The sequence below is a fragment of the Hydrogenophaga atypica genome, assembly GCF_042665215.1.
Taxonomy (GTDB): Bacteria; Pseudomonadota; Gammaproteobacteria; order Burkholderiales; family Burkholderiaceae_C; genus Hydrogenophaga; species Hydrogenophaga defluvii_A.
This window is the reverse complement of the sequence record NZ_JBHTCA010000006.1, coordinates 206,190-218,688: the sequence shown is the minus strand read 5'-3', so window position 1 is coordinate 218,688 and position 12,499 is coordinate 206,190. Positions and strand designations below refer to the sequence as shown.

The 12,499-nt window shown below is 58.3% G+C and carries 5 protein-coding genes; all 5 read left to right on the top strand.

The features are described from left to right. From brxC to ACFQPB_RS11485, 5 genes are read left to right on the top strand one after another with little or no spacing between them, the layout of a single operon-like run. Positions 1–3,462: a BREX system P-loop protein BrxC gene (brxC, locus tag ACFQPB_RS11505; RefSeq protein WP_382223252.1), complete on the top strand. Its 3,462-nt coding sequence runs from the start codon at positions 1–3 to the stop codon at positions 3,460–3,462. A 52-nt stretch (positions 3,463–3,514) separates the two neighbouring features. Beyond that, positions 3,515–4,540 carry a helicase associated domain-containing protein gene (locus ACFQPB_RS11500; RefSeq protein ID WP_382223249.1) on the top strand — a complete coding sequence of 342 codons (1,026 nt, stop codon included), beginning with the start codon at positions 3,515–3,517 and terminating at the stop codon, positions 4,538–4,540. Beyond that, positions 4,541–7,891 (top strand): DNA methyltransferase, encoded by a 3,351-nt coding sequence (locus tag ACFQPB_RS11495; protein WP_382223246.1) that lies wholly within the window; start codon positions 4,541–4,543, stop codon positions 7,889–7,891. Continuing rightward, positions 7,884–10,763, top strand: a complete 2,880-nt coding sequence (locus ACFQPB_RS11490) for a TrlF family AAA-like ATPase (protein WP_382223243.1) — start codon at positions 7,884–7,886, stop codon at positions 10,761–10,763. The genes ACFQPB_RS11495 and ACFQPB_RS11490 overlap by 8 nt, the downstream gene beginning before the upstream one ends. A 28-nt stretch (positions 10,764–10,791) precedes the next feature. Continuing rightward, positions 10,792–12,480: a DUF262 domain-containing protein gene (locus tag ACFQPB_RS11485; protein ID WP_382223240.1), complete on the top strand. Its 1,689-nt coding sequence runs from the start codon at positions 10,792–10,794 to the stop codon at positions 12,478–12,480. Positions 12,481–12,499: the final 19 nt, after the last annotated feature.

The following is a 12,499-nucleotide window of genomic DNA, read 5'->3' as shown; positions in this document are numbered from 1 at the left end:
ATGCTGAATCGGGACATTTACAACAAACCCCCTCAAGAGAATCGCCTAGTCAACAACGGTGTGGCGGAGGTCTCTGAAGACCACTCCGAACCTGCGCAAGCCATCCTGCGCTATGAATTGGAGACGTTCGTTTGCGATGGTCAGTATGAGAAGGGTCTCGAGACCATACTTGACAAGTTCCTGTTGAATCTGGATGCAGGGACAGAGCAGCCAGGCGTCTGGATTTCCGGCTTCTTCGGAAGCGGCAAATCTCACTTGGCAAAAATGCTGCGTACGCTCTGGACTGACTACCAATTCAACGACGGCGCCACAGCCCGAAGTTTGGCCAAGCTTCCCGCTGGCGTGTTCGAGCATCTCAAAGAACTCAGCACGCAGGGCAAGCGCCACGGTACCCTGCACGCCGCCGCAGGCAAGCTTGGTGCCGGAGCCGGGGACAAGGTTCGCCTCGCCTTGCTCGGAATCGTGTTTAAGTCCAAAGGTCTGCCGGAGCAGTACAACCAGGCGCAACTTGTGCTGTGGCTGAAGCGTGAGGGCATCCTGCCCACAATTGACGCGGAGTTGAAATCGACTGGGCGCTCAGTGACGCAAGAACTGCCTCACATGTACGTGTCCAGCCACTTGGCCAAGGCGCTGCTCAAGGTCCGGCCTGATTTGGCCCACAGCGAAGCAGACGCCCGCAAACTGTTGAAGGAACAGTTTCCCCAAGTGACAGATGTCACCAGCGAGCAGATGACGACGGCCATCGAAGCTGCTCTGGCAGAGGATGGCAAGTTCCCATTGACGCTTGTGGTGCTGGACGAGGTGCAGCAGTACATCGGTACCGATGCAGAAAAAGCCTTTCAAGTCCAAGAGGTTACCGAGACCCTGTCCAAGCACTTCAATGGCAAGCTGCTTTTCGTCGGTACCGGTCAGTCCGCTCTCTCTGGGATGCCAAATCTGCAGCGCCTGATGGGGCGCTTCCCGGTGCAGGTGATGCTTGGCGATTGGGACGTCGAAAACGTTACACGTCAAATCATCCTGGCGAAGAAGCCCACCGCGCAGCCGCAAGTTGAAGGCGTATGGCGTGCCAATTTGGGTGAGATTTCCCGTCACTTGCGCGGTACCAAGCTCGAGCATGTGACCGACGACGAAGACGTCATGACATCCGACTACCCGCTGCTACCGGTGCGCCGTCGTTTTTGGGAACGAGTTCTCCGCACAATCGACACGACCGGAACAGTCTCACAGTTGCGCAGCCAGTTGCGAGTGGTGCACGAGGCTGTCCTGGCGACGGTTGATGCGCCCTTGGGCCATGTGGTTTCGGGCGACTTTCTGTACGACCAGATTGCGGCCAACCTGGTGTCCACAGCCCAACTGCCCAAAGAGGTCTTCGAAAACGTCCAGCGCTTTGCATCAGGCGACGAACACGCTCAGCTCAAAGCCAAGCTGCTCAAACTGGTGTACCTCATCAACAAGTTGCCTGCAGATGCAGCGTTGGATATCGGGCTCAAAGCCACCGAAGACGCTCTGGCTGACTTGCTTGTCACTGACCTGTCTGCTGGTTCAGCTGAACTGCGCAAGCAGCTGCCTGCTTTGCTGGATGAGCTTCAAAATAAAGACCGACTGGTCATGGCTCTGGCAGGCTCCAGCGGAACTGAATACCGTCTGCAAACGCGGGAGTCCAGTGCCTGGTACGACGAGTTTCGAGCCCAAGAGGCCGAGCTCAAAGCTGCGCCGCAACGGGTGGAGCAGAAACGTTCTGACCTGCTGAAAGCCCGCTTCGCCGAAGTGCTCAAGAAGGTGCGCGTGATTCAAGGCAAAGACAATGTTGAGCGAAAGCTCACGCCGACCTATGACGACGCGCTGCCCAAAGACCATGCGCAGGCGTTGTACCTGTGGATTCAAGACGGCTGGCAGACAGAAGAGAAATCTGTCATCGCTGAGGCCAAGGGTAAGTCCGCTGACAACCCCAGCCTTTTTGCCTTCCTTCCAGCCCAACACAAGACTGAACTCGCCAACGCCATCGTGGCGCTGGAAGCAGCCCGTACAACACTTCAAAAGAAGGGCAGTCCAGCAACGGAAGAAGGTCGAGACGCCCAGCGCTCGATGGAAAGCCGCCAGCGCACGGCAGAAAAGGACCTAGCCGAGCTGCTGGAACAGCTCTTTGGCGCCGTTCGCATTTTTCAGGCAGGAGGACAAGAGGCTCAGGACGGCAACGACCTTGCGGACCGTATCAACCGCGCCGCCAAGTCGTCCGCCATTCGCCTGTTTAGCCAGTTTGATGTTGCTGACCACGACCAGTGGAGCAAGGTGCTCGACGAGGCACGCAAGGGCAACCTGGAAGCCCTCAAGGCGGTAGGCCACAGTCAGGAGGCCGACAAGCACCCCGTCTGTCACAAGTTGTTGACCTATATCGGCCCGGGTAAGAAAGGCGCAGAGATTCGAGACAACTTCGAAGCACCCCCCTTCGGTTGGCCACGCGACACCATTGACGGCGCGCTGTACGCTCTCCTAGCCGCCGGCCACCTTAAAGCCACCGACGCTGCATCCAAAGTTGTAGACGCCAAAAGCCTGGACCGTGCCAAGGTCACCCAAGCTCACTTCCAACGCGAGAGCGTCAATATCTCGCCGCCACAGCTTATCAAGATTCGGTCACTGTTCAGCAACGTGGGCGTACCCTGCCAACCGAAGGAGGAACTGTCCAAGGTTCCGATGCTATTGGCCAAGCTACGTGACCAAGCTGTCAAAGCAGGCGGCCCAGCCCCGGCGCCTGAGGTACCAAAAGTCACGCTCATCGAAGCCATCGAAGGACAGTCGGGCAATGCCCAGCTGCTGGAGCTGTACAACCGTTTCGACGAAGTCGTTGCATTGTCCAAGTCATGGACACAGACAGCTGATGCCATTGCCAAGCGCCTGCCCGTGTGGCGCCAATTGGACCAGTTGCTTCGACATGCCAAAGCGCTCGGTCCCTACGCCGGCCTGAGGGCCGAACGCGATGCCATTGAGGCACAACGCAGCTTACTGGTGGAGCCTGACCCTGTGCGCCCGCTGCTCGAAAAGACGTTGGACCTGCTGCGCCAAGCGCTCAAAGCCAAGCTTGACGGCTTTGTAGAGGCCTATGCCAAGCAGCAAGCCCTTTTGCACGCAGATGCCGACTGGGCCAAGTTGAACGACACGCAAAGCGCTGAGCTGAGTCGGGCCCACCACTTTGGTCCTCTACCTGTTGTGGCAATCGGTACAGCCGAACAGCTGCAAGACGCACTTGACGAGTGCGACTTGGACCACTGGGTATCGAAAACACAGGCACTGCCCAGTCGCTTCGAGTCCGCCCGCCACGCAGCGGTGCAATTGCTCAAACCAAACGTCGTCCACGTTGCGTTGCCCAAGCGCACGCTGAACGACGTGGTCGAACTGAAAGCGTGGATAGCTGAGGTCGAAAGCCTCATTGCTGCCAAGCTCAAAACCGGTCCAGTCAGCCTTTGAGCGGCCTTGTACTTCAGTCTTTCAATCAAACAATGACGTCGAGCAGGACTCCATGACCCCTCATCTGAGTGAAAACGCAACCCAAGCGGCCGACAGACTCATCGCATCTGTCGAGGGGTTGTTTGCAACAGGAACAAAAACCACACTCCCTGAAGACGACTTGGGATTCTTGTGTGCGAGGGTGAAATCTGCTCGCACAGGCTATCCGTTTGTGCTTGAAGAGCACCCCGCTCAGAGTGTGAATCGACTGGGCAGCGTACTGTTGGGCCCGGTCTTCACCAGCAAGGCTCACGCATGGCCGGTGGATGCAGACGGCAGCCCCATGGCGCCTCTTTGTCAGCTCAATACGGCCTACGCTCCGAAGACCTTTGAAGGTCTTGATGGACTTGTACAGGTTTGGCTCACTCCCTCAGGTGGTGCAATTGGCCCTGCGTTTATTCGTGTGGTCCCTGCCGCAGAAGCCGATGCGGCCTTGATGACGCCTGTGATTGAGCACAGCGAGTCAATCGACGTTCTGCTGCCGGAAGCTGCCGAATGGCTGCGCGAGTTTCACTCAGGCCTTAAACCCAGCAAAAACCAGTACATCACGGCGGCGGCAGTGAAATTGGGCCACGCCAGTGCTGACGAATTGTCGGATGCTGATTGGGAAGAATGGCTACGACTCGCTGCGGAGTACCACGACAGATACGGTGATGACGTCGTCCCTTGTTTTCAAATCACAGGGTTCGAAGAGGGCCGCGTTTACTGCGACATCACGGAGGACCAAAAGAGCGCTATGGGCAGCTTGGAAAAATTGCGCAAGAAGCTAGAGAAAAAGGGGTCTGCTGGTGACGAAGCCCTTGTTCAACACCTCGCAAACACATGCAGCGCTTACGAGGACTGGGTCAACCTTCTTGGCAACCAAGCCTACCCCTGTTTGCTGGGCACCTTCCAAGAGATTCAATACCGCGCAGCAGACATGAGTGCGCCATTCGTTTGCTTCGAGGCAATTGGCCTTCGTGAGTGGGGCGATGGTGGCAACGCTCAGGTTTTCTACAGCAAGGAATCTGGTTTTTCCTTTGATTGGAGTTGCTTCTAAATGGCGCAGACACTTTCCAAGCCTCTGCGCACTCAGCTAGAGAGCACTGTCAAAGCCGCCCGCGAGGTTGCAGAAAAAGGCGCTCGCGCCGCCCTTGGTCAGTTGGCAGTTGGTGAGGCCAAGGCTCCCGACTACCTGACCGACGAGCTCAAAGCCCTTCGCCGCCGCATGCGTGCTCATGGCCGCGCCCTCGGCGACGCCAAAGCTAGTGATGACACCCAAGGCCTGCAGCACCTGGTCTGGGAAGTCGCCTACGAGCACTGGCACCGCATGCTGTTCGCCCGCTTCCTGGCGGAGAACGGCCTGCTGCTGTGGGAGCCCGGCGCTGCGGTCTCGCTGGACGACTGCGAAGCCCTGGTGCAGGAAGCCGACCCAGCGATGAACTTGGGCGCCAAGACCAAGTGGGAGCTGGCCGGCAAGCTGGCCGCCCGCATGCTGCCGCAGGTGTTCAAGCCGCAGAGCCCCGTGTTCGAGCTGGCCTTCGCGCCCGAGCACCAGCGCGAGCTGGAGCGCCTGCTGGCTGGGCTGCCGCCCGAGGCGTTCAAGGCCAGCGACAGCCTGGGCTGGGTCTATCAGTTCTGGCAGGCCAAGCGCAAGGACGAGGTCAACGCCTCGGAGGTGAAGATTGGCGCCGACGAACTGCCCGCCGTCACCCAGCTCTTCACCGAACCCTACATGGTGGACTTCCTGCTCCACAACTCGCTGGGCGCCTGGTGGGTGACGCGCCACCCGGGCAAGACCTGCCCCGTGCCGCTGACCTACCTGCGCACGCTGGAAGACGGCACTCCGGCGGCCGGCAAGTTCGAAGGCTGGCCCAACAAGCTCGAAGAGTTCAAGCTGCTGGACCCTTGCTGCGGCTCGGGCCACTTCCTGGTGGCGGCCTTCCTGCTGCTGGTGCCGATGCGCATGGCGGCTGAGGGCCTGAGCGCGATGGATGCGGTGGACGCCGTGCTGGCCAACAACCTGCACGGCCTGGAGCTCGACGCCCGCTGCGTGGAAATCGCCGTCTTCGCACTGGCGCTGGCGGCCTGGCGTTTCCCGGACGAGAACGGCGACCCGCTGGGCGTGCGCGCCGACATGCCTGCGCCGCAGGTGGCCTGCTGCGGACTAAAGGTCGCGGCAAAGCCCGAGGACTGGATGGCCCTGGTACCTGATGACGCGCCGAACGCGGCTTACCTGCGCCAGGAACTGCGCCTGCTGCATGCCAGCTTTGCCCAAGCACCGTTGCTGGGCAGCCTGCTGGACCCGGCGCGCAGTCTGAAGAACGACTTGGCCACGTCCAGCTTCGACACGCTGCGCGACCTGCTGGGGCGTGCGCTGGCCACCGAGCGCCCGGCGACTCTATGGGGGCAGGCCAATGAGCTGCAGGACGACAGCTGGGACTTGGCTTTCACTGCAAAGGGTTTGCTGGATGCCGCCCGGCTGCTGGATGGGCGTTACCACCTTGTGGTGACCAACGTGCCCTACCTGGCGCGTGGCAAACAATCTGACCTCCTCTGTACATTTACGGAGAGTCACTATCCTGAAGCTAAATCGGATTTGGCGACGGTTTTGCTTTCGCGTTGCGTCGAACTGTCGGCAGTTGGCGGCTGTAGTGCTGTGGTTTTACCCGAAAACTGGGCCTTTCTGACCACCTACGAAGATTTCAGGCGTGACGTTCTAACTAGTCTCAGAATCAAATTTTTCGCTTTTCTGGGTGGTGGCGCGAAGGCGTTTGACGTTGGGCCTGGAAACATTACAAGTATCGCCTTGACGATGATTGAAAATCAAAGTCCCAGGGAGGCCGAAAAGGTGACGGTAATTGACGTCTCGTCCCTGGGAACTCCGGCCGAGCGAGCTCAGGAGTTGCCAAATACAAAGTTAGTTCAACCAGCCGTTGCGACACTGCTTAAGGCACCCGGAGCCAAGATTACGTCGACCCCGAGCGACGGGACCACCCCACTGCTGACCAGGTTCGCGAAATCTCATCAAGGTATTAAGTCAGGTGATGACGGACGGTATCGTGGCACCTTTTGGGAGCGTTCAGAAATTGGCAACGATTGGATATTTCTTCAAGGTACGCTAGCTACCACCAGTCATTACGGGGGACTGGAGAGTGTATTGCGCTGGGAGAATGACGGTCTGACTTTGGCTCGCCGGCAAGGTTTAGGGGCTTGGGGTGGTTTTGGTGTTGCTATATCTCAAATGGGAACCTTGCCCGCGTCTCTTTACTTTGGTGCAGCTTTTGATAGCAACGTAGCTCCAATAACTGTTACCGACAAAAGGCACGCGGCAGCACTATGGACGTTCTGCTCATCCCTCGAATATCACGATTCGGTTAGAAGTATCGACAAAAAGGTGGCAGTGGCGAACGCAACCCTAACTCAAGTCCCGTTCGACTTGGAAAAGTGGTGGCGTATTGCCGAAGAGCGCTACCCCAATGGTTTGCCGAAGCCACACTCCGACGACCCTACCCAATGGCTGTTCCACGGCCACCCGCGACCCGCCACCGACCCGCTGCAGGTCGCCGTCGCCCGCCTGGCCGGCTACCGCTGGCCGGCCGAGACAGACACTGCGATGGAACTGGCCGACGAGGCCCGCACCTGGATTGCCCGCTGCGAGCAACTGGCCGAGCACACCGACGACGACGGCATCGTCTGCCTGCCCTCGGTGCGCGGCGAGGCGCCGGCGCACGACCGCCTGCTCAAGCTGCTGATTGCCGCCTGGGAGACCGTGCAGCCCGGCAGCTGGAAGCCCGCAGTGCTGGACAAGCTGCTGGCCGATGCCGAGTGCGCCGGCAAGGGCCTGGACGTCTGGCTGCGCGAGAAGTTCTTCGAGCAGCACGCCAAGCGCTTTCACCACCGCCCGTTCATCTGGCATGTATGGGACGGCCTGAAGGACGGCTTCGCTGCGCTGGTGAACTACCACCAGCTCGACCACAAGAAGCTGGAACGGCTCATCCACGCCTACCTGGGCGACTGGATTCGCCAGCAGGAGGCTGGCGTTCGCTCAGGCGTGGACGGTGCGCCCACCCGCCTGGCCGCTGCGCAGGACTTGAAGCGCCGCCTGGAGCTCATCCTGGAAGGCGAGCCGCCCTACGACATTTTTGTCCGCTGGAAGAAGCTCTCGGAGCAGCCCATCGGCTGGAACCCCGACCTCAACGACGGCGTGCGGCTCAACATCCGCCCCTTCATGACCGCCGAGGTCTTACGCCACAACAAGAAGCCCAAGCTCAACATCGCTTGGGATAAAGACCGAGGCAAGGACGTCGAAAGCGCACCTTGGTTCAAGAAATTTGAAGGTGACCGCATCAACGACCACCACCTGAAGGTTGCGGACAAGAAGGCCGCCAGGGAGGCGCGCCATGGCTGACTACGAAGGGATGCGGTGGTTCAAGTGCGACTTTCAGGTTCAAACACCTGAGGATGCTGCGCATTGGAGCGATGCAGACACTAGGCTCCCGGAGCCTCGGCGACCATTAGTTGCGCCGGAGCCGGACGCCCAGGGAATCGTTGGGCCCGCCAAACCGGCTGAACGTCGTATGCAGGAGGTGGCCAGGGCCTACTTGCGACGCTGCCACGAGGTTGGCCTGGAGTTGATTGGTGTGACTGACCACAACTTCTCGCAGAAGGCCGACCCACGGGACTGGTTTCTGACGCACCTTGTTGAACAAAACAAGTCCATAGCCAATGAGTTGGGACGAGCACCGCTGCACATACTTCCTGGTTTTGAGGTCGACATTGGGTACCACGTGCTGTGCCTGTTTGAGCCTGCGAAGAAGGCCAGTCACGTTTGGCGAGTGAACAGGCTACTGTGCAAGTTGGGTTTGGATGAGAACGAACGCGTGCGGGACGGCCGCCTCATGCCACTTCGGCGCAACAACGTGACCGTGAGCCTGAAAGAGCTCATCGAACTGGTGCAAGACCAGCATAAGGGCATCGTTATCGCAGCGCATTCAGACCAGAACGATGGGCTCTTGAAGGACCCTCGCCACATTGAGGATTACAAGAACAAGAAGCTTCTGGCCTTAGAGGTGACTGCCAATCCACCCGCACAGCGGTTCCTAGACATCATTGAAGGCCGGAACCGTGCTTGGGCACGGCATGACTGTCATCCGGCCTATGTGATGTCGTCGGACGCAAAGTCTCTTCGTCAAGACGCCAATGGCAAGCCCATCGCCAACTCGCTGGGCTACAGGTACACCTGGCTCAAGATGTCCAAGCCTTCCATCGAGGCGCTTCGACAGGCCTTTCTCGACCCCTCGTCACGAATTCAGCTTCTGGGTACCCGCCCCAGCGATGCGCTGGTGCACCCGCGCATCACGAAAGTTGCGGTGCGGGGAGCAAAGTTTCTGGAAGACCAAGAGGTTAGCTTTTCAGAGAGTTTCAACTGTGTCATTGGGGGGCGCGGCAGCGGTAAATCATCGTTATTGGAATACCTAAGGTTTGCAATCGGTTTGGAAGAGCCGGCCGCCAAAGCCGAAGAAGACGACACGTCTCTGCAGCGCAAGCGAAAACAACTGAAGGACTCGCTCACGCCTGGCTCGGAGCTGCGGGTCGGCTTTGAAGTGGGCAATGGTGTCGCAGACACCCTGGTCTATGCGCCCGGAAAACCTGCCGGGCAACAACGATGGTTGGAGGGACGCGACGTAGCAGACCTGAATACCGTACTCAGGCAGCTCCAACTTCAGTTCTTCAGCCAGGGCGAACTCAGCCGCATGACCAGTGGTGTTCAGGGGCAGGCGCAAGTCCTCGCCCTCATCGATAGCGCTTGTGGTTCCCCTCTGCTGGAGCTCAAAGCTTCTGAGCGCGACCTCAAGGCCCAACTCAAGTCGCTGTTCCAGAGCACTCGCGACGCTGCCCGACTTCAAGCCGAAATTGCCGAGGCGAAGCAGGAGTCTGTTGAGCTAGAGCGGCAGTTGAAGGCACGTGAGGCTGTTCTCGAGGACTCTCAGCAAAACCAGCTATCGTTGGAAGCACGCCGCTACCTCGACCGCATGAGTGCGTCAAGCGCGCCTATCACCGAAAAGGTGAGCCAGGTGCTGCAGGAACTGGCTGAGCCGATGGAGGCGTCGCCCGCCAACGCAGACCAGTGGCCAAATGCCCAGTGGTTCAGTGACACGGCTAGACGTGTGCAGCAAGCACGCACCGACCTCGCGACCGCAATTGGTAAGGCCATGGAGGACTACCAGCTCGTATTGGCCGCCAGCGTTGGTAAGGATGCCATTCAGGGTACCTTGGATGCCATCAGCGTGGTGCAAGAGAAGTTCCGAGCGGCATGTGTTGAACGCGGAATCCGCGAAGACGACATAGCGCGGATGCAAGACCTGGAAGAGAAGCGCCAGGCGAAGCTGGCGCTCGTAGAGGAGCGGCAGAAACGGTTGGCCGAGGTGGAAGCGGAAGCCAACAAGCTCCCAAAGGTTCTTGGTGAACTCCACGATGTTTGGAAGGCGCAGTTCGATGCACGGAGCGTAACCGCAGCGGCCATTCAAGATGCTGTAGCTTCGCAGACAGTTCGACTGACCACTTCATACATGTCCGATGAGTCATCTTTCAGGGCTTCCTGGGGTCGCCTCTCACCAGTGGACAAGCGGGGCAAGCTGGCTCGCCGTTGGGACGAAATTGGCGACAGCGTTTTTCGAACGTACTTGCAGAGCGGCGAGCCGTCGCCCTGGGAGACTGTGGAGGCTGCGGTTGAGGACCCTCTGTATCTGCCAATCCTTCTGACGCCTGGGTTCGAAGACCTTCATTTGCCACTTCGTGGCCATCTCGACAACGACAACGTGCGGGCGCTTTGGGAAGACGTTCGCCTTACCCGAGTCAGCGATGGCATTGAAGTCGAACTCTTGCGAGAAGACGGTTCGGTGGCGGGCGCAATGAGTGGTGCCCTATCGGAGGGTCAGCGCAACACGGTTCTTTTGAACCTGATGCTCGCTCGCGGCGAAGGCCCCATCGTCATTGACCAGCCCGAGGACGAACTCGATTCGAGTTTCATCTATCGGACCCTGGTGCGAGACCTGCGAGCAGCGAAGAGCAAGCGACAACTGATAGTTGCCACACACAACGCCAACCTACCTGTCAACGCAGACGCCGAGCAGATTTATGCCCTCGAGGCACGAGACGGCCGGGGAAAGCTGCGCGCACAAGGAGGGCTTGACCGCAAACGCGTCGCTGAGGCTGTGTTGGACATCATGGAGGGGTCTGAGCAGGCCTTTAAGCAGCGCAGCGAAAAGTACCACTTCTGACCAATCTCGCCATCTTCGGAAACAAACAATGACCAAGAAAATCAGTGGAGCTGAGTATCCACTCGCCAAAATCTTCAGTTCAGACTTTGACTACGTCATTCCTTCCTATCAGCGTCCATATGCCTGGACTGAAGTGCAGGCTAGCGAGTTGTTTGGGGACCTCTACGACTTTTTTTCAAAAGAAAAAGACGAAACTTACTTTCTGGGCAGCATCGTGCTCATCAAGGAGGAAGGAAAGCCACTCTCCGAAGTCATTGACGGCCAACAGCGCCTGACGACCTTGACTATCCTGTTGGCCGCATTGACGGCTCAGTTTTCTGGCGACCTTCGTACCGACTTTGAGAGCTACTTGCGTGAGCCTGGACGAGCATCACAAGGCCTTAAGCCCAAGCCTCGGTTGGCCCTCCGTGAGCGCGATATGCAGTTCTTTGCAGACTACGTCCAAGGGTTGAAGCTGTCTGAACTCGTTGCACTCGACCCAGTTCGACTTGACAACGAATCTCAGCGCAACATTCGCCGAAACGCAGAGGTTTTTTTACAGCGCCTTCAGACCGTCTTCAAAGGGAGCACTGCGCAACTCTGCGACTTCGGCGCTTTCATTGTTCAGCGTTGTTTCTTGGTTGCCGTCTCGACTCCGAGTGAGCAGTCGGCCTTCAGGGTGTTCTCGGTACTGAACAGTCGAGGACTGGACTTGTTGCCAACTGACATCATCAAGTCAGGGGTCATTGGGGCGGTGGCGCCAGAGTTGCGCGACGAATACAATGAGATTTGGGAAGAGCTCGAGGTCAAGACTGGTCGTGACGGGTTTGCCGAGGTGTTCGGACATATCCGCATGATTTACGCAAAGGACAAAGCGCGTCGAGCGTTGCTTGAGGAATTTCCGGAGCGTGTAATCAAGAAGGTGGACTCGGCTGAGAGCCTTGTGAAAAGCGTTATCGAGCCATTCACACAGGCGTATTTGGTTGCCAAGAACTGCACCTACCAAGCCACGTCCAAAGCTGAGGACGTGAATACGTCCTTGGGTTGGCTGAATCGCATTGACAACTCCGACTGGCTTCCGTGCGCGATGAAGTTCCTAGCAGCGCATCCAGCCGACAGCGAATACACGAAGTGGTTCTTTGAGCGTCTGGAGCGTCTGGCCTCTTACATGTACGTCTGCGCGATAGATGTGAACAATCGAATCGAGCGATACGCACGCGTGTTGACTGCAATGGAAGGAGAGCACTCTACGGTACACCCCGTGTCAGCAATAGAGCTGGCAGATGACGAGAAGCGCGAATTTGTCGACGTCTTGCAGGGGGACATCTACTCGATGATGGCCCGTCGCCGGAATTTCCTCATCCTTCGATTGGATGCTTTTCTCTCTGATGGTGCGGCTAAGTACGACCCCTCGCTCCTCACACTCGAGCATGTGCTTCCGCAGACTGTCGCCCCTGGTTCGCAATGGGCCAAATGGTGGCCAAGTGTTGCCGACCAAATGCGTTGGGTGCACAGGCTTGCCAACCTTGTCCCGCTCAATCGACGACGAAACTCTCAAGCTCAGAATTTTGACTTCGACAAGAAGAAGACGGCGTACTTTGCTGGCAAGAAAGGCGTGTCTTCTTATGTGTTGACTACACAGGTGTTGCAGAAGGCAACCTGGACGCCTGCCGACGTGCAGTCCCGTCAGGGCGATTTGATAGACGTCTTGCGCAAGCAGTGGCGACTCGAAGCTTAAAGAATCAAACGCTGTGACA